Here is a 20,126-nt window from a genome sequence, read left to right as displayed (position 1 = left end):
GCTTGGAATTCCCTCAAGCGCCGGAGTTACGGCGCAAATCCAGTGTTGTTCTTCTATAGGGACGCCACGGCGCGCTTTCAACGCGATGCGCCGCCGACATCATCCCTTTTGGCCCGGTAGCGACCCTTTGTCGTCCCTCAATGCACGTTTTGTCTATCAAAGTATCTGGCGGCGGCGCTCGTAAACCGAATAGCGCGTTGCGTGGCTGTCCTTTTCTCCAGCCGGAACCTCCTGCGCACTGACCATGCGCCATATCTCGGGGTCGATCGGCGGAAAATGCGCATCGCCATCGACGGTGGCCAGCACATGGGTGACGTGCAGCCGGTCGGCCAGCGGCAGCGCCTGGGCATAGATCTCGCCACCGCCGATGACGCAGACCTCGTCCACGCCAGCCATGCAGCGTCCGCGCACGGTTGCCAGCTGAATGGCGGCTTCCAGCGTGTGCGCCACCTCGATGCCCTCGGCCCGCCAGGTCTTGTCGCGCGTGACCACGATGTTCAGCCTGCCCGGCAGCGGACGGCCAATGCCTTCATAGGTCTTGCGGCCCATGATGATGGGCTTACCCATCGTGTCGGCCTTGAAACGCTTGAGATCGGTGGAGAGCCGCCAGGGCAACCCGCCGTCCCGCCCGATCACGCCGTTCTCGGCAATGGCGACATAGATGGCGACATGCATCAGTTCGCGTCCCCGCCATTGCTGTTCGACGGTTCGAGCAGCAGGATGTCAATGTCGTGCTCCGGGTAGAAATCGTCCGCCGTCATCTGGAAGGTCGTCGGCCCGACCTTTTTTACGTTGTCGCCGCAGAACGAGACCAGGGCTTTCGCATTGCCCTTGTCGATGGTCAGCTTGAACTTGCCGATGGTGCCCGCCGCCCAGTTGCCGCCCGTGGTCAGGATATAGGCGATGCGGCTTTCGTAGTATTTCGGGTAACCGTCCGGACTGTCCTTCGCCGCCTTGCGCACCGCGTTCTCGAACGTGTCGTCCATGCAGTAGCGGGTCTTGTAGGCGGCGTATGCGCCCTGGAAATGGCCGTCACTGAAGAAGCTGACCGATGACGTGCCGCCGACGCTGGGCTTGTAGCGGTGCGAGACACGGACGTCCTTGTTGGCCGGAAAGGTCGAGCGCCACCAATAGGTCGAGCGCAATTGCCAGAAAGGTGCGTAGGACGGGTTGGTGCCTGGGTCGCTGTCGCCTTCCGGATCCTCGATGATGATGCCGCGATCGACCCAGTCGTCGGCCACCGCCTTCGGCAACTTCGCCAGTGCCGCCTTGGCCGCGTCGCCGAACGGGTTGAACGGCACATTCTGCGCCTTCAGGTCGGCGCTGATGTCGATGCCGAGCGCGAACACCTTCTGCTCGAGTTGCGGCTTTGCCGCGACACCGTCGATCGTCACCTCGAAGCCGAGGAAATTGTCGCTCTGGTTTTCAGGGATTGCCGGCATCTCTTCGGGATCGCCCGAAATGTCCGGCATCGGGAAGGCGACGATCGAATCGACATCCCTATCGGTGTTGTTGTGGAAGACGTAGTCGACCGTCACCTTTTCGGGCGAGATGAAGAGGTCCTCGCTTTGCATCGCGACCGCGTCGCTGCGCGACAGGATCAGGCCGCCTGTGCCGAGTTCGGCAACAGAATCGTTGGCCAAGGCAGGCGCGGCGGAAAGCGCCAGCGCCGCAGTCAGAACACATCGCAACATCGAAGCCCCCTCGGCAAGAATGCCTGATGACCCTAGCCGTTTCAATGCGGCGTTTCAAAGCCCTTCCGCTCGCATGGACACGCAGTGGCGGTCTGGACACGCGGGTTGCGATCGGGCAGGAGTTCGCCCATGCGCAAGCTTCTCGTCATCGGCATCGGCGCCGGCAATCCCGACCACATGACCGTGCAGGCCATATCAGGCCTGAACCGCGCCGACGTGCTGTTCATCCCCGACAAGGGCGCGAAAAAGAACGACCTCGCCGACCTGCGGCGCGAGATCTGCGACCGCTTCGTCACCAACCCGAAATCACGCCGGGTCGAGTTCGACGTGCCGGTGCGCGCTGAACCGACATCCTCCTACCGTTCGACCGTCGACGACTGGCACGAAGCCATCGCCGTCCTCTACGAAGCCCTGATCCGCGACGAGATTGCCGAGGACGGATGCGGCGCGTTCCTGATCTGGGGCGATCCCTCGCTCTACGACAGCGCGTTGCGTATTCTCGGGCGGGTGCGCCTGAGAGAGAATGTCGCCTTCGAGCTGGAGGTCATCCCCGGCATCACCGCCATCCAGGCACTTGCCGCCAGTCATAAAACAGCGCTGAACCGCATCGGCGATTCCATTCTGGTCACCACCGGGCGACGGCTGACCGAGGAAGGCCTTGCGGAAAATGCCGGCAGCACAGTCGTCATGCTGGACGGCAAATGCGCCTTCAACACGCTGGCCGACCATGATCTCATCATTCACTGGGGCGCCTATCTCGGCACGCCGGACGAGATTCTTGTCTCGGGCCGCCTGGGCGATGTCGGTGCCGAAATTGAAAAGGTCCGCGAGGAGGCCCGCCGGAAAAAGGGCTGGATCATGGACACTTATCTGCTGCGCAAGCAGGAGTAGGGAGTAGGGAGTAGGGAAGCCGGCATCATTCCCTACTGACTACTGACTACTGACTACTGACTACTGACTATTCTCTCACCCCGCGTCGATCTCCGCCTGCAGTGCATCCATGTGAGCCGCCGCCGCGGCGGTCGCCGCGCGCTCGATGGCGCGGAACCGGCTGACCACCGCCAGGCCGATGGCCGTCAGCTGCGCGCCGCCGCCCTTGCGGCCGCCGGTCTGCGCCGCAACCAGCGGCTTGCCGAACACCCGGTTCATGTCCTCGACCAGGTCCCAGGCGTGCTTGTAGGACATCTCCATGCCGCGCGCGGCGGCCGAGATCGAGCCGAAGGTGGCGATATGCTCCAGAAGCTCGATCTTGCCCGGACCGATCCGCCCGTCAGGATCGAGATTTATCCGCAAGCTCAGCGATGGCATTTTTGCTCCTCCTCGCTCACGCCCGGTCCCCATAGTAGAAGGTCTTCGCCGATACCGCTATTCCAAAAAGACATAGCGCACTCATCCATCCGCCTCGGCGGGCAGGCCTGCCCCCGTATTCGCCTGGTCGAAGCTCACTGTCTTGACCACCGCGAAAACCTTGCCGCCAAGCCGCAGTTTCAGCGCCTGCCGCGACTGTTCGGTGATGCGGGCCAGCACGGTCGCGCCATGGCAATCGATGCCGACTTCGACCGTCGGTCCCTCGCCCGGACTGATCGCCACAATCATGCCGGGCAGGATGTTGAGCGCGCTGAGGCCTGTCGGTTTCTCGGTCGCGATCATCACATCGCGGGCACGAATGCGGACACGCACGCGAGCCCCTGTCATCGTCGCAAGGCGCGGCACGCGGATTTCACCGGCGGCCGAGCCGAGCACGGTCATGCCGAACACCTCGTCGTGACGCAGCACCTTCGTGTCCAGCACGGCGCCACCCTCGCCGCGCTCTTCAGCCGGCAACAGGTCGAGCCTTTGCATGACGGCCTCGGTCGGGCCACTGGCGACGACCTTGCCTTGCGCCAGCATCACCACGTCGCTGGCCAGCCGCGCCACCTCGGCGACCGAATGGCTGACATAGACGATCGGGATTTTCGTCTCGTCGCGCAGCCGCTCGATATAGGGCAGGATCTCGGCCTTGCGCGCCTCGTCGAGCGAGGCCAGCGGCTCGTCCATCAGCAGTAATCGGGGGCTGGCCAGCAGCGCCCGGCCGATCGCCACACGCTGCTTCTCGCCGCCCGACAGCTTTACCGGGCGCCGCCCGAGCAGCGGGCCGATGCCGAGCAGGTCGACGACGCCATCCATGTCGGCATAGCGCTCCTTTGCCGGCGTGAACCAGCGGCCGTAACGCAGATTGCCGGCCACGCTCATATGCGGGAACAGGCGCGCATCTTGAAACACCATGCCGATGCGGCGTTTGTGCTTCGGCACGAAAATGCCGGCACCTGTGTCGACCAGCACGCGGCCGTCGACCTCGATGCGGCCCTTGTCGGGCCGGATCAGCCCGGCGATCATGTTGATGAGCGTGGTCTTGCCCGAACCGGATGGGCCGAACAGCGCTGTGAGCCGCCCTGAGCTCTCGAAACGGGCCTCGATGGCGAAATCGCCCAGCCGGTGGCTGATGTCGACGATGACGCTCATTCGATGTCCATCCGCCGCCCGACGCGCCGCGCCAGCACCTCCGAGGCGACCAGTGCCGCCATCGAGATGACGATCGAGATCAATGTCAGCCGCAATGCGCCCTCATCGCCGCCCGGCACCTGCGTGAAAGTGTAGATCGCGGACGGCAACGTCTGCGTCTCGCCAGGGATGTTGGAGACGAAGGTGATGGTCGCGCCGAATTCCCCCATCGCCTTGGCGAAGGCCAGGATGGAACCGGCGATCAGCCCTGGCAGGATCAGTGGTAGCGTGATGGTGCCAAACACCCACAAGGGATTGGCGCCAAGCGTGCCCGCCGCCGCCTCCATCTTGCGGTCCACCGCCTCGATCGACAGCCGGATCGCCCGCACCATCAGCGGAAAGCCCATGACGCCGCAGGCAAGTGCCGCACCGGTCCAGCGAAAAGAGAAGACAATGCCGAAATGCTCGGCCAGGAAGGCACCGGCCGGGCCGCGCTTGCCGAAAGTCAAAAGCAGGAGATAGCCGGTCACCACGGGCGGCAGGATCAACGGCAGGTGAACAACGCCGTTGAGCAGCGTCTTGCCCCAGAATTGTCCTCGGGCAAGCAGCAGCGCGATCAATATGCCGGGCGGCAGGCTGGCGAGCATCGCCACAGTCGCCACCTTGACGGACAGCCGGACCGCATTCCATTCGTCGGGAGTGAGGTCCAGCAGCCAGTTCATATTGCGATGTCAGACCCGTCTCAGTTGCTCGGCGTGAGCACGGTGAAGCCCTGTTCCTTGAAAAGCGCGCCGGCCTTGGCGGACTGCAGGCATTTCAGGAAAGCCGGCGTATCCTTGTCCTTTGAATCGGCGGTCTGGGCAACCGGATAGATGATCGGCGGATGCGAATCCTCCGGGAATGTGCCGACCACCTTGACGCCCTTTTCCGCGTGCGCGTCTGTGGCGTAGACGATGCCGAGAGCGGCCTCGCCCGTTGAAACCAGCTTGAGTGCCGCGCGCACATTCTCGGCCTGCGCCACCTTGCCTTCGACCGAGGACCAGACGCCGAGCGATTCCAGTGCCGCCTTGCCATATTTGCCGGCCGGCACCGCCTTGAAATCGCCCATGGCGAGCTTGCCGTCGCCGACCAGCTCGGCGAGGTCAAAACCCTTCTCGATCCTGGCATCGACCGTCGAATCCTTCGGCGCCACCAGCACGATCTCGTTGCCGAGCAGCTTCACCTCGGTGTCCGGCTTGGTCAGCTTCTTGTCGGAGAGATATTTCATCCAGTCGAGATCGGCCGAGATGAAGACGTCGGCCGGTGCCCCGCCCTCGATCTGCTTGGCCAGTGCCGAACTCGCGGCATAGGAGACGGTCGCGGCCTCGCCGACATCAGCCTCGCAGGCCTTGTTCACCGCATCGAGCGCATCCTTGAGGCTGGCCGCCGCGAACACCACGACCTTGTCTTCCGCATGGGCGGCCGGCATCGCCGCCATCAGCGTCGCCGCAAAACCGCCAATGGCGATCGCCCTCAACCCGAAACCTTTGCGCGTCATCGAAAACTCTCCCTGGTTTGAAATCCGTGCGGCTCACGGCCTGCCATCCGATATATCCGCATGAATATAACAAGGGAAGGCCCGGCACCTCGCGAAAACGCCTGTGCGGCGTCGATTGTTCTGGTAGGACGAGCAGGAAACCTGATGCATGTCGCCCAAAAGCGACCTCGGTTTTGAGCGAACGACATGCATGAAAGCAAAGGAGAGCCCGATGAAGGTCAGCGCCCGCAACGTCCTCAAGGGGACGATCACCGAGATCGTCAAGGGAGCCACCACCTCGCATGTCAGGATCGACATTGGCGGCGGCGCCATCGTCACCGCCTCGATCACCAATGAAGCCGTTGCCGACCTCAAGCTCGAAAAGGGCAAGCAGGCCTATGCCGTGGTCAAGGCCTCGGATGTGATGGTCGGCATCGACTGAACCGCTTGCGGCCAGAGACGGTTCGGGAAAACGGGATCCGGCCGAGCGAGGTCGCGATCGAGGCACCGCCGGCGACCGACGCCGGCCTGGTGTTCATCGGCGTCGTCCGCACCCTCTGGGCCTCGCGCGTGGTCACGCCGCGACAGGGCAGTGACGACGGCACGGTCTGCCGCATCGAAATCTTCGATCCCTGAATATCAGCACACTTCAGACCGCGATGGGCGCCTTGATCGAGGCGTCGGCGACATAGTTTTCCAGCCGGAAATCCTCGAAACGGAAGGCGAACAGGTCCTTCACCTCGGGGTTGATCCACATGGTCGGCAGCGCCCTCGGCGTGCGCCGCAATTGTTCGCGCGCCTGTTCGAAATGGTTCGAGTAGAGATGCGCGTCACCCAGCGTGTGGACAAAGTCGCCCGGCTTCAGCCCGGTCACCTGCGCCACCATCAGCGTCAGCAGCGCGTAGGACGCGATGTTGAACGGCACGCCGAGGAAGATGTCGGCGGAGCGCTGGTAGAGCTGGCAGGAAAGCCGGCCCTCGGAGACATAGAACTGGAACAGGCAGTGGCATGGCGGCAGTGCCATGGCTTCCACCTCGGCGGGGTTCCATGCAGAGACAATCAATCGCCGCGATTGAGGATTGCGGCGTATCTCCTTGAGAAGGCCCGCGATCTGGTCGATCGAGCCGCCATGGCCATCCGGCCAGGAACGCCATTGCTTGCCATAGACGGGGCCAAGGTCGCCGTTCTCGTCGGCCCATTCGTCCCAGATCGTGACGCCGTGGTCGGTCAGGTACTTGATGTTGGTGTCGCCGGCCAGGAACCACAACAGTTCATGGATGATCGACTTCAGATGCAGCTTCTTTGTCGTGGTGACGGGAAAGCCGCGCGCCAGATCGAAACGCATCTGGTAGCCGAAGACGGAGCGTGTGCCGGTGCCGGTGCGGTCGCCGCGATCGGCGCCGTTTTCCAGCACATGCTGCAAGAGGTCGAGATACTGGCGCATCGGTTCCGGCTCGATTCGAGTGTTTGGGCATTATAGCGGCCAGACCGGCGGCCGAACACAGCAAAACGGCGTAAGTAGCGATTGCGAACCACTCTTCCAAACGTTTGCGCCGCCCCTCATTGCGCTGCCGGGCATTTCTCCCCGTATAGTGACGGGGAGAAAGAAGCTGGGCCGCTTCGCCGCGCCATTTCTGCAACGTTGGCGATTGGCAAAAATGGCGACAACAGCGTCCTTCTCCCCGTTCACGGGGAGAAGATGGCGGCAGCCAGATGAGGGGCAGCGCTGACGCGCGATAAAGTGAAAACAAGGCTGGAGCGGCTATTCTGCGGTGTACCAGCCTTCGCAAACTGATGCGCGAGCGTCACAGCGAGCCGAGCTTGCCCAGATCCTTGGCCACCAGATAGTAGAAAGTCACCCGGCTCTTGGTGTTGTCGGCGTGCATGGCCTTGCAGGTCTTCTCGATCGAGGCGTCGGCTTTCGCGCCGTCGCTGATGCCGAGCTTCTTGGCGACCCAGCTCTCCTTGACGCGTTCAAGCTCCTTCGGGTCCGTGCAGGACACCAGCGAGGAATCGCGGTTCCTGAGCGCAATGCCCAGATGCTTGACGATCTTTTCGACAATTTCGGCGCTGGCGCCCGCGTCGTACTTCTTCACGTCTGCAAGATAGTCGGCCATTAAATTTCCCCTCGTCGGCGCCACGGATCCGATCGATGAGGGCTGTGGCGCGCTTCGCAATCCGTGCGCTAGGTCGATAATCCCTCACCGCCCGCAAAGCTTCGGTTGAGACCGCTCCCAAGTCAACCCTTGCCGTCGCAATTTGACACAGGGACAAAGGTCCATTGCGGCCTTTCATTTCAGTCAAACGCCCCCTATATTCGTTTTGTCGGCTTGACCGACTATGGCGATAAATGGGCGATGAAATAAGCCGTTCGGACCCGGGGGCGGTACCCGGCGCCTCCACCAAAAGCCGCTGTTGAAGACAGAGCGGTTTTTGATGGGGGCGAAATAGGATCGACGAAGGTGTAAAGATCGTACTTTTGCCCGGCATTGTACCACCGTCATCGGGCTAAACTTATAGTTGCCAACGACAACTATGCGGAAGCTCGTCTCGCTGCTTAATGCAGTGCGAACGCTTCAAATCAAGCCCTAGGGGTTCGCACTTCTAGGCGGGGTTCGGAGGTACCTGGCAACAGAAACCTCCACTTCTCCCTCCCTTCAATTTGCGTCACGCAAAATGGTGCTTCCGCTGGCGGCCCCTTCGCATGCCTTCGGCAGCCATGCGTGCGCCCCCTTCTCCATGGATGGGACATTGCAAAACGATTCCGATCGATTCTTCGTGCTGACCGGCGGCCCGGGCTCCGGCAAGACCACCTTGATCGAGGCGCTGAAACAAGCAGGGTTTCCGACGGCGCCGGAGGCCGGACGCGGCATCATCCGCGATCAGGTGGCGATCGGCGGCCCTGCCCTTGCCTGGCGGGATCGCGCGCTCTTCGCCGAACTGATGCTTTCCTGGGAGCTGCGCTCCTGGCATGCCGCGCATGCCGAATCCGGTCCGGTCTTCTTCGATCGCGGCGTGCCGGACACGATCGGGTACCTCAGGCTCTGCGGCCTGCCGGTGCCGGATCACGCCGTCAGCGCGGCGCGGAAATTCCGCTATGCGCGCCGTGTCTTCATCGCGCCGCCCTGGCCGGAGATCTTTACGCAGGACAAAGAGCGCAAACAGACGCTCGACGAAGCCAGGCGCACCCATGACTCGGTGGCTGGCGTCTATGCCGAACTGGGGTACGAACTTGTGCCCCTGCCGCTCGTGCCGGTGGAGGAGCGCGTCCGCTTCATCATCGGCGAGGCCGGCCTTCGGGCATAAGGCCCCGTGGGCATGAAAAAGGCCGGGATGAACCCGGCCTTTTTCATGCGTTTGGTTTGCTTATTCCGCCGGCGCCTCGACCGCCTCGTGCGAGCGGCCAAGCGTGACCTTGGCCAGCGTGAACGAAATCACCGCGCAGAGCGTGATGCCGGCGACCATCGGCAGCGGCGTGCCGTCGAAGAACACCCCGGCGACGCCCATGGCGAGCGCGCCGATGGCGAAGTGCAGCGTGCCCATCAAGGCCGAAGCCGTGCCGGCGATCTCGCCATGTTCTTCCATGGCCAGCACCGAGGTGGTCGGGATAACCAGGCCGAGGAAGCCGTAGCCGACGAACAGCAGGGCCGCCATCACATCGAGCCGGTCGATACCCGCCGCCATCACCGCGAACAGCACCACCATCGTCGAGGCATAGCCGGTCACCGCGACGCGCACCACGCGCCGCAGCCCGAAACGCTCGGCCAGCACTCCCGTCAATTGCGACATGCCGATGAAGGCGACCGCATTGATCGAGAAGAACACGCTGTAGACCGAAGGCGACAGCCCGTAATGGTCGATCAGGATGAAGGACGAGCTCGACAGATAGACGAAGAAGCTCGCAATGCCGAAGCCGGCGATCGCCACGAGGCCAAGGAAATTGCGGTCCCCCATCAGGAAGCGGTAGCCGGCAAGCGCGGTTCCGAAGGAAGAACCGACGCGTTCTTCCGCAGGCCGCGTCTCCTTGAGCGAGGTCGCGAGCAGGATGGTGGCAAGGGCCGCCGCGCCGGTCACCGTCCAGAACACGGCACGCCAGCCGAAATTCTCGATGATCTGGCTGCCGGTCAGCGGCGCCAGGATCGGCGACACCGAAAACACCAGCATCAGCAAGGACATCAGCTTGGCCGCCTCATTGCCTGTGTGCAGGTCGCGCACGATCGCGCGCGGCACGGCCATGCCGGCGCTGGCGCCAAGGCCTTGCAGGAAGCGGAAGGCGATCAGCCACTCGATCGTCGGCGCCATTGCCGAACCGATGCCGCCGACCATGAACAGTGCAAGGCCGCCATAGAGCGGCAGCTTGCGGCCGACCATGTCGGAGATCGGCCCGACGACGATCTGGCCGAAACCCATCGACAGAAAGAAGATCAGCAGGCTCATCTGCACGGCGGCCGTGCCGGCGTGCAGATCCGCGCCGATCGACGGCAGAGCGGGAAGATACATGTCGATCGCGAACGGGCCGATGGCGGACAACAGGCCGAGCACGACCGCGATGCGGAGGAATTTGGGACTCATGATATTGGCTTCTTTCGAATCTGGCTGCCGCCGCCAGGCGACGTCTAACCCTAGGACGGTCCATACCGCGAGATTCCGACTCGCCGGGAGCGAATTCTATTCGTCTCCTCGATGCGAAATCTCTTTGCATCCTGTCCAGAAATTTAGACACTCTTGTCCAAATCGTCAATCACCTCTATATAGAATTTCATGAGACCGGGCGTTTCTCCTGACACTTTCCCGCCACGCGGCCACGAGGCCAAGCGCGTATCGATTGTCGACGCCGCCGCCAGCGTGTTCTGCCGCGAGGGCTTCGCCGGCGCCAACATCGACCTGATCGCCGCCGAGGCGGGCGTCTCGCGCCAAACCGTCTACAACCACCACGGCGACAAGGAAAAGCTCTTCATGGCCGTTGTGCGCGACCTCACCGAGCGCTGCAATGTGGGCATCTTCGCCACCATAGCCACCTTTCCCGACCAGCCAGGGGACCTCGAAGCCGATCTGATCGGCTTTGCCGTGCGCCTGAACCAGAACTGCATCTGCAACCGCGACGGAAAATTCCTGCGCAAGCTGATCCAGACCGAAGGTGAGCGCTATCCCGAATTGTTTGCCGAATGGCGCGAGCAAGGCCCGGGCAGGACATGGCCGGCAATCGCCGCCCGCCTCGCCCGCCTCGCCTATGGCGGCCATCTCGTAATCGATGATCCCGACGTCGCGGCGCGCCAGTTCCTCGGCCTCGTCAATGCCGAACTGCAGACCACCTTCATGCTCGGCGGCACACCGCGCGAGGACGAGGTGGTGCAATCGGCGACAAACGGCGTGCGCACCTTCCTGCGCGCTTTCGGCAAGCGGCCCACGGCGGCCAGCGCGAAAAAGCACGCCACGCTGGCTAACGCATAACATTTGCGGTTGCCATGAAGCCGGCTTGCCGATCAAATCGTTGGCAATAGTCCTCGCTTCGACGCGGCGGTGATCTATATGCGGTTTACGCCGCGCTCAAGCTTGATTACAGCTATGCGGACGATTCAACGGAACCCGACCACCACATGGCCGACGACCACATCCGCTACGACATTCTGGCCCAGGAGGCGTTGCGCGGCGTCATGCGCAAGGTCCTGGCCGAGGTCGCACGCACCGGCCTTCCCGGCAACCACCACTTCTTCATTACCTTCCTGACCGGTGCGCCCGGCGTGCGCGTGTCGTCGCGGTTGCGTGAGCGCTATCCCGAGCAGATGACCATCGTCATCCAGTTCCAGTATTGGGACCTGAAGGTGACGGACACCGGCTTCGAGGTCGGCTTGTCCTTCTCCGACGTGCCGGAGAAACTGGAAATCCCATTCTCGGCCGTGCGCGGCTTCTATGATCCCTCGGTCAATTTCGAACTCGAGTTCGACGTCAAGACCGACGCCCAGCCCGATGAGGAACCAGCCGCGCCCGCGCCCGAGCCGCTGACCATCGTCTCCGAGAAGAAGCCGAAGGCCGAGAAGAAGGCCGCCGCCGAAGCGGAGAAGAAGCCCGCCGCGGCTGAAGCCGGCACCAAGGGCGCCGAAGTGGTTTCGCTCGACGCCTTCCGCAAGAAATAGGCTCCCGGGCTCTCGCCATGGCCGACATCGTCAATCTCCGCCAGGCTCGCAAGCAGAGGGCGCGGGACGAGAAGCTGCGCGTCGCCGAACAGAACCGGATCCTGCACGGCCGTTCCAAGGCGGACAAGCAACGCGATCGGCAGGTCGCCGACAAGGCCGAAAAATTTGTCGAAGGCCATCGCCTCGAGCCGTTCGGCAAGGACGAGCAATGAGCGTTCGGCCGTGAGCGTCGTCGAAAAGCGCTCCGTGACCATTCGCGGCCATCGCACCAGCTATTCCCTCGAAAAACCCTTCTACGACGATCTCGTCGCGATCGCGGCGCAGAGAAAGCTGACGCTCGCAGCACTCGTGGCCGAAGTCGACGAGACCCGGCCCCGTGACACCAACCTGTCCTCGGCGCTGAGGCTGTACGTACTGCAGTGGGTGAAGCGCGGACCGATCTAGGCGCTCTCGACCGGGTCCGTCTTTTTCCCGCGCCTGGTGCCGAAGCCAAGCAAGGTTGAACGATCACGCTCCTCGGCCTGTTTTCTGGAGCGCACGCGCATCAGATCCTTCCAGCCGACATAGCCAACCAGCTTTGCGTCCTCGCGCGAGACGACCGGCAGATGCGACACGTTGGCCATCAACAGCTTGTCGGACAGACCTTCCAGATATTCGTCGGGAAAAGCGAGCGTTACCTTGGTTCCGGCGAGCAACTCGCCGAGCGTCGTGGTCCTGTGCGTGCCGGCACGGCGCCAGCGCAGGATCGCCGGCGGATCGATGAGACCGAGCACCTGCCCGTTGTCATCGATCACGGGAAAACTCGGATGGCGTGTCTCAGGCGCGGTCAGGAAGGCCGCCGCGCCATGCAGCGTCATCGTCGCCGGCACGCTCTCGACCTGCGACGTCATCACCTCGCGCACCCTGGTCAGCGCGAACGGATCGACACGATATTCGCGCACGAGGTGGTGCCCTCGCCTGGCGATCTTCTCGGTCAGGATCGAACGCTTCATCAGGAGCACCGTCACGGCATGCGCCGCCGCACAGGCCGCGATCAGCGGCACCAGCACATGCGTGTTGCCGGTCAACTCGACGGCGAAGAAAGTAGCCGTCAGCGGCGCGCGCATCGTGCCACCCATCGTGGCCGCCATGGCCAGCAGCGCCCAGAATCCCGGATCCGCCGCGGGCAGTATCCCGGCAAGCACAGCGCCCATCGCGCCACCCATGATCAGCAGTGGCGCCAGCACGCCGCCGGATGTTCCCGAGCCGAGCGCCACCGACCAGATGATCGCCTTGACCACGAGCAGGAGAAGCGCCGCGGTGGCGATCGTGCGTCCATCCAGCATGTCGGCGATGTTGTCGTAGCCGACACCGAGTGCCCGTGGTTCGATCAAGCCGCCGACGCCGACCATCAGGCCGCCGATCATCGGCCACCACATCCAGTGGATCGGCAATTTCTGGAAGGCGTCCTCGCAGGCATAGACCATCTGGGTGAGCAGTCCCGACAACAGGCCGGCGCAGATGCCGACCAGAACCCAGCCGCCGAGCCCGGTGAACGACACCGCCATGCCGCCCTGGAACGGAAAGATCGGCCCGGGCAAATGCAGCACGGTGCGCTCGACCTCGGCCACGATGGCCGCCACCGCCACCGGAATGAAGCTGCGCGGCGTCCATTCGAACAGAAGCAGTTCCACCGCCAGCATGATCGCGGCGATCGGCGTGCCGAACACCGTGGTCATGCCCGCCGCCGCTCCCGCCACCAGCAGCGTCTTGCGCTCATTGTCGGTGACCGGCAGCATCTGCGCGATCAGCGAGCCGATCGCGCCGCCGGTCATGATGATCGGGCCCTCGGCGCCGAAGGGTCCGCCCGAGCCGATCGAAATCGCCGATGACAGCGGCTTCAGGATCGCAACCTTGGCATCGAGCTTCGAGCGCCCGAGTAGGATCGCCTCGATGGCCTCGGGAATGCCGTGGCCACGGATCTTCTCGCTGCCATAGCGTGCCATCAGGCCGATGATCAGTGCGCCTATCACCGGCACCACCACCGCGGCGTAACCGAGCGGCGTGTCCTGCAATTTCAGGTCGTCGAGCGTGAACTGGCCGAAATAGGCGATGTTGGTGGCGAGCCGGATCAGTTTCAAAAGCACGATGCCGGCGAACAACCCCGCCGTGGCGACCACCACGGCTATGGTGGCAATGGTCAAGACCCGCGCGTCGGTGGTGAAATCGCGCAAGTGACCGTTTTCGGAATGATGGGGCTTCATGGCTGGCTTTCTGGCGGCGGCCGGATCTCGGATATGTGGCACGGGCGAAGATGCCAGCCGGCTTTGTCGGCTCGCTATGTATCGTAATACGATATAAATTCAAGCCGGTCTGCACCAAAACCGTTTGAGCCTTTTGCCGGAATGGAACAAATGTCTGGAATGACGCAGCCCGGAAAATCTCGCCCCGCCATCAAACAGTCCGACTACCAGCGGCTGTCCGAGTTCCGCTACCTGATCCGCCGCTTCCTCGAATTCAGCCAGGTGCAGGCGGAAGACGCCGGCCTGACGCCGCGCCAGCACCAGGCCCTGCTGGCGATCAAGGGATTTCCGGGCGGCGGACCGGTGACGGTTGGCGACCTGGCGGAACGCCTGCGCATCCGCCACCACAGTGCCGTCGAACTGGTCAATCGCCTCAGCGAGGCGGGCCTGGTCACACGGGATCAGGACAAGGATGACCACCGCCGTGTACTGCTGCGGCTGACCGAGCGCGCCGACGATTGCCTGGCTGAACTGTCGGCGGCGCATCTCGACGAGCTTTCTCGCATCGAACCCATGCTGCGGCGCCTGCTCGACCAGGGTCGCGAGTGACGCGCAGGCGTCTTGCGCCGGATGGCATGGTGATTTTTTGCGGCGCCCGAATCCTTTGACCTCGCCGCAACGTCCAGGGGATGAAGGCCTCAAAGGGAGAGACGCAATCGAAAGGAAGCCCAGCGATGAAACGTCATCTGATACGCTACAAGACCAAACCCGAACGAGCCGACGAGAATGAGCGGCTGATCAAGGCGGTCTTCCAGGAATTGCATGACAAATCGCCGGACGGCGTTCGCTACATGACCTTGCGATCCGGCGACGGGACTTTCGTCCATCTGGTCGAGACGGAAACCGATGCCCATGCCGAGATCATCACCGGATTGGCCGCATTCGAGGCTTTTCAAAACGGCATCAGGGATCGCTGCAGCGAACGTCCGCAACGCGACGAGATGACCGTGGTGGGCAGCTATCGGATGCTGGATGAGTGACAGGGGCAGACGGCGTCATCGAACGGGAGGCTTATGAACATTCCCATTCCCGGCGAGCAGCATCGGCTCTTTGAGCGCCTGTCTGGGGAATTGCGCCCCAAGCTGCACCGCTATTGTGCCCGCATGACGGGCTCGGTCATCGACGGCGAGGACGTGCTGCAGGAGGCGCTGGCCAAGGCATTCGAGGCGTTGCCCAACGCCGGCCCGATCGCCAATCCGGAAGGCTGGCTGTTTCGCATCGCGCACAATACGGCGCTCGATTTCCTGCGCCGGCGCTCCCGCGAAAAGACCACCGCCGATGAGGACCCCGACATGATCGTCGACCCGGTAAACCCCACCATCGATCGTCAGGCCGCGGCCGCCGGGCTGCATACCTTCATGCGTCTTCCCGTCGCACAGCGAAGCAGCGTCGTCATGATGGACGTCCTGGGCTATTCCCTGCAGGAGATCAGCGCGATGCTCGACACCAGCATTCCTGCAATCAAGGCGGCACTGCATCGCGGCCGCGACCGGCTGCGCCGGATCGCCGACGAACCGGACGACCGCCCTCTTCCCAGGCTGGGCGCCACTGAACGACTGCTGCTCGATGCTTACATCGACCGCTTCAATGCCCGTGATTTCGACGCGGTGCGCGACATGCTGGCGCAAGAGGTGCGGTTGGAACTGGTGGCCAGGACACGGCTCAACGGCCGCAAGGACGTCGGCACCTACTTCAACAACTATTCCCGGGTGCAGGATTGGCGTCTTGTGCCGGGCTTCGTCGAAAACAGGCCGGCAATCCTTGTCCGCGATCCTGGCAACCCAATGGCGCGACCCGCCTATTTCATCCTGCTGGCCTGGCAGGACGGCAAGCTCGCCGCCATCCGCGATTTCCGCCACGCCCGCTACGTTGCCGACGGTGCCGAGTTGTTCGTTCCCTGAGACGATCGCCCTTCGGGAGAGCAACTGGGAAGGCCTGTCCTACTGCCCTACTGCCCTACTGCCCTACTGCCCTACTGCCCTACTGCAACGACTTCAGCAGATTGTCGATCGTGAACGGATTGGACTTCGGCTTGGCCGGCGGTGGATTGTCGTTGGCCTCAGGCAGCGGCGCACGCTCGACCTTGGGTGCCTGTTCCGCGGCCTTGCGTTCGGCCTCGAGCCTGGCCCTTTCCCGCGAAGCAACGCGCAGCGCTTCTTCCGCCGTCTGCCGCTCCTGTTCGGCCTGTGCCTTGGCGGCTTCGTCGGCGGCTTGCTGCTCGGCCGCGGCTTTCGCATCGGCCTGGGCTTTCGCCTCTTCGTCGGCCTTCGCTTTCGCTTCAGCCTGGGCTTCAGCCTCCGCTTTCGCCTTGGCGTCCGCCTCGGCTTTCAGCCGCGCCGCTTCCTCCTGCCGGCGCAACTCTTCGGCGGCCTTGTCGCGCGCGTCCTGCAACGCAGCGTAGTAGCGCACCTCGCGCCGCAGCCTCTGCTTTTCGAGCAGCGCCGCCTGCATCGCCTCGACGCGCTGCTGCTCTCTTTCCAGCGCGCGCTGGGTCAGGAACTGCGCCAGCGGCTCGCTGTCGAACCGCCGCGTGACGGCGCCGAAAGGCCCTTCGGCGGTGAAATTGACGACCGGCTCCGAACCGACCAGTGCCTCGTCGCCTGGCCGATAGGTGATCGCGCCCTTGGCGGAGACCGTGCTGGTGTTGAGATCCGCCGTGATGTCGGTGGACAGGGTCGCCGCGAGATTTTCAAGGCTGATCGGCGGCGCCCGCAGCGTGCCGCCGGCAATCGTGAAGGCGATGTCGGCATCCTTGGCGGCGAAACTGCCATCGGCCGCGATCCCGGGCGCGAAGCCGGCGGTCTTTGCCACGTCGATGTCGCGCCCGATCGCATCCGCCTTGGCCAGGAAGGCGCTGAACGCATCGGGATTGACGCCGGCGATCTGCAAGCTTCTCAGCGTCGCGGTACCGGAGCCGGACAGAGCGGCGATCATCGCATCGACCGACTTGCCGCTGGTCGACAGCGTCGTCGAGAAATCGCCGATGCCGCCAACGCCGGCATCCGGCAACACGTTCGCCAGGTCGGCGCCCGCCAGTTTCATCTGGCCGGTGAAGAGCCCGGTGCCTTCATTGTTCTTCAGCTCGAACAGGCCGGTCAACGCACCACCAAGAAGCTTCGCCTTGAGGTCCGAAACCCGGATGCCTTCCTTGTCGAGCTTGAGCGAAAAGGCGGCGTCATAGGCGGTGGCGAACGGTCCGGCGGCAAGCGCTGATGTCGTCAGGTCGAGGTCGGCCGTGAACGGCAGGCTGGATTTCTGGCTGAAGGGCGAGGACGGCCAAACGCCGCCCTTGTCGCTCGCGCTCTTGTCGGCCCCGTTCTTCTTGTCGACAAGGAAAGCGGAATCGCCGAACAGCGCCACGGCCATCGGATCGAGATCGAGCTCATCGAGCGCCAGCGCGCCGGCCAGATGCGGAACGCCGTCTTTGGTGTCGATATTGACGTCGCCGGAGACCGCCGCTTCGTTGACGGCGCCGCTGACACTGTCCAGCACCAGCAGACCGTTGCCATAGTCGCCCTGGGCCGAGAGCGACGTCGACATGCCCGCTCCCATGCCCGGCAGGCCGATGCCTGTCGTCATCAGCCAGGGTTCGATGTCGGCGGCATCGAGATCGATCTTGCCTTTGGCGGTTGGCCCTTGCGGCGTGTCGGCGATCGTCCCTTCGAAGCCGGCCTTGAAATCGTTGCCGACAAGGCTGAAAGTCGTCGCGAGACCGCCGCCAAGCGTGCCTTTGGCCTGGATGTCGGTGTGTGCCTCGCCCAGCATGCCAAGCGGCAGCGCCGGCAGGCCGTAAAGCGCCAGCAGTGCCGTGGCATCCGGGCTCTTGGCGTTGAAGGTCAGCGTCACCGGTGCCTCAAGCAGTCTGTCCAGCGCGCCCTTCCCCGACAGCGAAGCCGAAAAGGCCGAGCCTCCGGCGTTACCCTGCCCGCTTACTGCCAATCCCGTCGTGCCGTCGCCATTGTCGGCGGCGCTCGCCACAAGGTCGACACGGGCATCCTGGAACAGGTCCGGATAGGCGGCGGCACGGCTCGACAGCCCCTTCAGCACCGCACTGTCGGGATAATGCTGCGTGGCAACGTCGATCAGCGGCTTGAGGTCGACAGCGACGACGGAAGCGTCGAGCTTGCCGGTGGGGCTCGCCGGGAAATCCTTGATCCGGCCCGTGGCGCTGATCGAGGCGCCCGCCAGCCCGCCGACCGACAGCCGGTCGACTTCAAGCAAACCGTCACGCAGCCTGAGCGCGGTGTCGACCGTGTCGGCGGTCAACCCGCCGGCGCTGACCGGCCCGGCCTTGATCTGGAAATCGAGATCGCGGTCGGCAAAGCGGTTGGCCCCCTTGTCGCTGACGAAGATCGAGGCGAAGGCCGCCAGCCCATCGACGTCAAGCTCGCCGCCTTCAAGCCGCATCAGCACCGATGGCCTGGCTTCGTCAGGCTGGCTGGAATCGATGCGTCCGGAAAACTTCGCCTTGCCCAGGATCAGTTCGAGGTCGCTGAAGGCCTGGCGCTTCTCGGAGAGATCGACCTTGGCCTTGAAGCCGGCGGCGGGCAGACGGCGGATCGCCTCGTCGACATCCTTCGACAGCCAGGCGGCAAAACCGGATGGCTGCGCCACAGCCAGCAGCAGCGAGCCGGTGAAGCCGAAATGGTCCTCGACGCTCAGCATGCCATTGGCCTCCAGCGTCGTGCGGCCGGGCAAGGTCGCGGCGAGTGATTTCACCGACCAGCCCCCTTCGACCGGCTCGGCGGAAAGATGGACGTCGCGGACCGTCGTATCGCCGGCCACCACCGCCGGCAGCTTCACCTCGACGGTGCCGGGTATGGTCGGCTTCGGCAGCCCGAGCAGCGCTTGCTCCAGCCCGGCAATGCGCTGTTCGAGCGTCAGGCCGGCCCCGGCCTGGGCGCCGACCGCCTCGTCGAACTGTACCTGCGCGCCATTGGCCTCGATGGCGAAGCTGGGCTTCTGGCCGAGATCGACCGAGGCCTTGCCGTCGGCTGTATAGGGGTTGTCCAGCGGTCCGGTCTCGAAGCGGAATTCGTCGACGCCGAGCTTCTGGTGGTCGAGCGAGAACTTGCCGTTCAGCCGGAAACCCGGATCGGGCTTGCCGGCGCTGACCTTCACCGTCTCGCCATCGTTGCCGCGCAGTTGGGCGCTGTTCTTGTCGGCGCCATTCTTGTCAGCACTCGAAATCTTGAACTGGCCGGAATAGACGGCGGCGCCGTTGACGATGCCGGCATTGCCGTCGGTCTCGATGACCAGCGGATAAGCATCGGGATCGGCCTTCAGCCGCAGCCGCATCTGGCCATTGCCTTCGGCCTTGCCGGTCGACGCCGCCACAGTGGTGCGCAACCCGTCCAGCCGCAACGTGCCGTCCATGCGCCATGGGCCGGCCAGCGACTTGGCCGAAATGGTCGAGTTGATTTCGGAAAAGACGTGGCTGCGCCCGCCCGCCGCATGGCGCAGTTCGACCTGCCCCTCCGTCACCGTCAGCTTCTCGATCGAGATCTGGTTGAGATCGAAGGGCGAGGATGGCCGTATCGCCCAGTCGACCGTGCCGTCATTGGCAATATCGATGGTTGCCTTCGGGTGCACCAGCCGCATGTCGAAGATCAGCACCTCGCCGCGCAGGAAGGGTGCCAGTTCCGCATCCATCGAAAACGTCTCGACGGTCATGGCCGGCTGGCCGTTGGGGCCACCGGCGACGGCGACGTTGGAGAACGTCACCGAGGGGAATGGCAACAGCCTGGCCGTGGCGTCGCCCTGCACGGTCACCTTGCGGCCGAGGACGGCGCTTGCCTCGCGCTCGAACTGAGCGCGGTAGCCGGTCCAGTCGACAAAATACGGTCCCACCAGCGCCGCGCACAGCACCAGAACGAACAAGCCACCGAAGATCACGAACAGGCGTGCGAGCATCAGCTCCGAACAGGTTGATTGAAATTCTGCCGCACTCTACCCGCATCCGCGTGTCGATAAAGAGGCAATTCATCCAGTATTGCGTCATCCTGGGCGATCTGAAACA

The 20,126-nt window shown here is 63.7% G+C and carries 21 protein-coding genes, 1 other RNA gene and 1 pseudogene; 12 read left to right on the top strand and 11 right to left on the bottom strand.

The features are described from left to right. Positions 1-156 precede the first annotated feature (156 nt). Both EB230_RS16805 and EB230_RS16800 read right to left on the bottom strand, forming a co-directional pair. Complete coding sequence (locus EB230_RS16805; RefSeq protein WP_056573083.1) at positions 157-675, bottom strand: dihydrofolate reductase; 519 nt, start codon at positions 673-675, stop codon at positions 157-159. Continuing rightward, the gene (locus EB230_RS16800) at positions 675-1,694 is read right to left on the bottom strand and encodes a DUF4424 domain-containing protein (protein WP_056573087.1); all 1,020 of its coding nucleotides are present in this window, start codon (positions 1,692-1,694) and stop codon (positions 675-677) included. The genes EB230_RS16805 and EB230_RS16800 overlap by 1 nt, the downstream gene beginning before the upstream one ends. A 129-nt stretch (positions 1,695-1,823) precedes the next feature. On the opposite strand from EB230_RS16800, the gene cobF reads away from it, so the two are divergent. Then, complete coding sequence (cobF, locus tag EB230_RS16795; protein ID WP_172373242.1) at positions 1,824-2,585, top strand: precorrin-6A synthase (deacetylating); 762 nt, start codon at positions 1,824-1,826, stop codon at positions 2,583-2,585. A 75-nt stretch (positions 2,586-2,660) separates the two neighbouring features. On the opposite strand, the gene EB230_RS16790 is transcribed toward cobF, so the two are convergent. The 4 genes from EB230_RS16790 to modA all read right to left on the bottom strand — a co-directional run bounded on the left by EB230_RS16790 (position 2,661) and on the right by modA (position 5,712). Then, the gene (locus EB230_RS16790) at positions 2,661-3,002 is read right to left on the bottom strand and encodes a winged helix-turn-helix domain-containing protein (RefSeq protein WP_056573094.1); all 342 of its coding nucleotides are present in this window, start codon (positions 3,000-3,002) and stop codon (positions 2,661-2,663) included. Positions 3,003-3,083: 81 nt separating this feature from the next. Beyond that, on the bottom strand, positions 3,084-4,196 hold the full coding sequence (modC, locus tag EB230_RS16785; RefSeq protein ID WP_172373240.1) for a molybdenum ABC transporter ATP-binding protein: 1,113 nt from the start codon (positions 4,194-4,196) through the stop codon (positions 3,084-3,086). Continuing rightward, the gene (gene modB, locus EB230_RS16780; RefSeq protein ID WP_056573100.1) at positions 4,193-4,897 is read right to left on the bottom strand and encodes a molybdate ABC transporter permease subunit; all 705 of its coding nucleotides are present in this window, start codon (positions 4,895-4,897) and stop codon (positions 4,193-4,195) included. The genes modC and modB overlap by 4 nt, the downstream gene beginning before the upstream one ends. Positions 4,898-4,917: 20 nt before the next feature. Beyond that, positions 4,918-5,712, bottom strand: coding sequence for a molybdate ABC transporter substrate-binding protein (gene modA / locus EB230_RS16775; protein ID WP_056573103.1), 795 nt, complete (start codon positions 5,710-5,712; stop codon positions 4,918-4,920). A gap of 211 nt (positions 5,713-5,923) precedes the next feature. On the opposite strand from modA, the gene EB230_RS16770 reads away from it, so the two are divergent. Further along, on the top strand, positions 5,924-6,133 hold the full coding sequence (locus EB230_RS16770) for a molybdopterin-binding protein (RefSeq protein WP_056573106.1): 210 nt from the start codon (positions 5,924-5,926) through the stop codon (positions 6,131-6,133). Between the two features lie 5 nt (positions 6,134-6,138). Continuing rightward, positions 6,139-6,324 (top strand): annotated as a pseudogene (locus EB230_RS16765) (tRNA (N6-threonylcarbamoyladenosine(37)-N6)-methyltransferase TrmO); the annotation flags it as partial. A gap of 16 nt (positions 6,325-6,340) precedes the next feature. On the opposite strand, the gene EB230_RS16760 reads toward EB230_RS16765, so the two are convergent. Continuing rightward, positions 6,341-7,135, bottom strand: a complete 795-nt coding sequence (locus EB230_RS16760; protein ID WP_056573111.1) for a thymidylate synthase — start codon at positions 7,133-7,135, stop codon at positions 6,341-6,343. Between the two features lie 361 nt (positions 7,136-7,496). Then, positions 7,497-7,808: a DUF2853 family protein gene (locus tag EB230_RS16755; RefSeq protein WP_056573114.1), complete on the bottom strand. Its 312-nt coding sequence runs from the start codon at positions 7,806-7,808 to the stop codon at positions 7,497-7,499. Between the two features lie 168 nt (positions 7,809-7,976). Here EB230_RS16755 and ssrA point away from each other — a divergent pair. Both ssrA and EB230_RS16745 read left to right on the top strand, forming a co-directional pair. Then, positions 7,977-8,337, top strand: a transfer-messenger RNA (tmRNA) gene (gene ssrA, locus EB230_RS16750). Positions 8,338-8,442: 105 nt separating this feature from the next. Continuing rightward, positions 8,443-8,997, top strand: a complete 555-nt coding sequence (locus EB230_RS16745) for an AAA family ATPase (RefSeq protein ID WP_244494103.1) — start codon at positions 8,443-8,445, stop codon at positions 8,995-8,997. A 60-nt stretch (positions 8,998-9,057) separates the two neighbouring features. Here the strand turns inward: EB230_RS16745 and EB230_RS16740 are convergent, their stop codons facing one another. Beyond that, positions 9,058-10,263 (bottom strand): multidrug effflux MFS transporter, encoded by a 1,206-nt coding sequence (locus EB230_RS16740; RefSeq protein ID WP_056573119.1) that lies wholly within the window; start codon positions 10,261-10,263, stop codon positions 9,058-9,060. Positions 10,264-10,452: 189 nt separating this feature from the next. On the opposite strand from EB230_RS16740, the gene EB230_RS16735 reads away from it, so the two are divergent. The 4 genes from EB230_RS16735 to EB230_RS16720 all read left to right on the top strand — a co-directional run bounded on the left by EB230_RS16735 (position 10,453) and on the right by EB230_RS16720 (position 12,269). Beyond that, complete coding sequence (locus EB230_RS16735) at positions 10,453-11,142, top strand: TetR/AcrR family transcriptional regulator (RefSeq protein ID WP_056573122.1); 690 nt, start codon at positions 10,453-10,455, stop codon at positions 11,140-11,142. Positions 11,143-11,288: 146 nt separating this feature from the next. Then, complete coding sequence (locus EB230_RS16730) at positions 11,289-11,825, top strand: SspB family protein (RefSeq protein WP_056573125.1); 537 nt, start codon at positions 11,289-11,291, stop codon at positions 11,823-11,825. A 17-nt stretch (positions 11,826-11,842) separates the two neighbouring features. After that, a complete protein-coding gene (locus tag EB230_RS16725) occupies positions 11,843-12,037 on the top strand; it encodes a DUF4169 family protein (RefSeq protein ID WP_056573129.1) in 195 nt (64 codons plus the stop codon). Positions 12,038-12,047: 10 nt separating this feature from the next. Then, on the top strand, positions 12,048-12,269 hold the full coding sequence (locus tag EB230_RS16720) for a ribbon-helix-helix domain-containing protein (RefSeq protein WP_056573132.1): 222 nt from the start codon (positions 12,048-12,050) through the stop codon (positions 12,267-12,269). Here EB230_RS16720 and EB230_RS16715 read toward each other — a convergent pair. Then, entirely contained in the window at positions 12,266-14,068 is a 1,803-nt protein-coding gene (locus tag EB230_RS16715; RefSeq protein WP_081295089.1) for a chloride channel protein, read from the bottom strand. The two genes, EB230_RS16720 and EB230_RS16715, sit on opposite strands and share 4 nt — an antisense overlap. Before the next feature lie 150 nt (positions 14,069-14,218). Between EB230_RS16715 and EB230_RS16710 the strand changes: the two genes are divergently transcribed. From EB230_RS16710 to EB230_RS16700, 3 genes are all read left to right on the top strand, one after another. Further along, positions 14,219-14,656 carry a helix-turn-helix domain-containing protein gene (locus tag EB230_RS16710; protein WP_056573138.1) on the top strand — a complete coding sequence of 146 codons (438 nt, stop codon included), beginning with the start codon at positions 14,219-14,221 and terminating at the stop codon, positions 14,654-14,656. A gap of 125 nt (positions 14,657-14,781) precedes the next feature. Then, a complete protein-coding gene (locus tag EB230_RS16705) occupies positions 14,782-15,087 on the top strand; it encodes a hypothetical protein (RefSeq protein ID WP_056573141.1) in 306 nt (101 codons plus the stop codon). 33 nt (positions 15,088-15,120) lie between these two features. Beyond that, positions 15,121-16,008, top strand: coding sequence for an RNA polymerase sigma factor (locus EB230_RS16700; RefSeq protein WP_056573143.1), 888 nt, complete (start codon positions 15,121-15,123; stop codon positions 16,006-16,008). 79 nt (positions 16,009-16,087) lie between these two features. Here EB230_RS16700 and EB230_RS16695 read toward each other — a convergent pair whose 3' ends face one another. Further along, positions 16,088-20,020: an AsmA family protein gene (locus tag EB230_RS16695; RefSeq protein ID WP_056573146.1), complete on the bottom strand. Its 3,933-nt coding sequence runs from the start codon at positions 20,018-20,020 to the stop codon at positions 16,088-16,090. Between the last annotated feature and the right edge of the window lie 106 nt (positions 20,021-20,126).

Source organism: Mesorhizobium sp. NZP2234, from assembly GCF_013170765.1.
Taxonomy (GTDB): domain Bacteria; phylum Pseudomonadota; class Alphaproteobacteria; order Rhizobiales; family Rhizobiaceae; genus Mesorhizobium; species Mesorhizobium loti_D.
Note: the sequence above shows the minus strand (reverse complement) of the source record. Positions and strands in the feature narration are given on the sequence as shown.

Coding starts and splice junctions, on each gene's coding strand:
- EB230_RS16805 (WP_056573083.1), bottom strand. CDS start 675: ATGCATGTCGCCATCTATGTCGCCATTGCCGAGAACGGCGTGATCGGG.
- EB230_RS16800 (WP_056573087.1), bottom strand. CDS start 1,694: ATGTTGCGATGTGTTCTGACTGCGGCGCTGGCGCTTTCCGCCGCGCCT.
- cobF (WP_172373242.1), top strand. CDS start 1,824: ATGCGCAAGCTTCTCGTCATCGGCATCGGCGCCGGCAATCCCGACCAC.
- EB230_RS16790 (WP_056573094.1), bottom strand. CDS start 3,002: ATGCCATCGCTGAGCTTGCGGATAAATCTCGATCCTGACGGGCGGATC.
- modC (WP_172373240.1), bottom strand. CDS start 4,196: ATGAGCGTCATCGTCGACATCAGCCACCGGCTGGGCGATTTCGCCATC.
- modB (WP_056573100.1), bottom strand. CDS start 4,897: ATGAACTGGCTGCTGGACCTCACTCCCGACGAATGGAATGCGGTCCGG.
- modA (WP_056573103.1), bottom strand. CDS start 5,712: ATGACGCGCAAAGGTTTCGGGTTGAGGGCGATCGCCATTGGCGGTTTT.
- EB230_RS16770 (WP_056573106.1), top strand. CDS start 5,924: ATGAAGGTCAGCGCCCGCAACGTCCTCAAGGGGACGATCACCGAGATC.
- EB230_RS16760 (WP_056573111.1), bottom strand. CDS start 7,135: ATGCGCCAGTATCTCGACCTCTTGCAGCATGTGCTGGAAAACGGCGCC.
- EB230_RS16755 (WP_056573114.1), bottom strand. CDS start 7,808: ATGGCCGACTATCTTGCAGACGTGAAGAAGTACGACGCGGGCGCCAGC.
- EB230_RS16740 (WP_056573119.1), bottom strand. CDS start 10,263: ATGAGTCCCAAATTCCTCCGCATCGCGGTCGTGCTCGGCCTGTTGTCC.
- EB230_RS16735 (WP_056573122.1), top strand. CDS start 10,453: ATGAGACCGGGCGTTTCTCCTGACACTTTCCCGCCACGCGGCCACGAG.
- EB230_RS16730 (WP_056573125.1), top strand. CDS start 11,289: ATGGCCGACGACCACATCCGCTACGACATTCTGGCCCAGGAGGCGTTG.
- EB230_RS16725 (WP_056573129.1), top strand. CDS start 11,843: ATGGCCGACATCGTCAATCTCCGCCAGGCTCGCAAGCAGAGGGCGCGG.
- EB230_RS16715 (WP_081295089.1), bottom strand. CDS start 14,068: ATGAAGCCCCATCATTCCGAAAACGGTCACTTGCGCGATTTCACCACC.
- EB230_RS16710 (WP_056573138.1), top strand. CDS start 14,219: ATGTCTGGAATGACGCAGCCCGGAAAATCTCGCCCCGCCATCAAACAG.
- EB230_RS16705 (WP_056573141.1), top strand. CDS start 14,782: ATGAAACGTCATCTGATACGCTACAAGACCAAACCCGAACGAGCCGAC.
- EB230_RS16700 (WP_056573143.1), top strand. CDS start 15,121: ATGAACATTCCCATTCCCGGCGAGCAGCATCGGCTCTTTGAGCGCCTG.
- EB230_RS16695 (WP_056573146.1), bottom strand. CDS start 20,020: ATGCTCGCACGCCTGTTCGTGATCTTCGGTGGCTTGTTCGTTCTGGTG.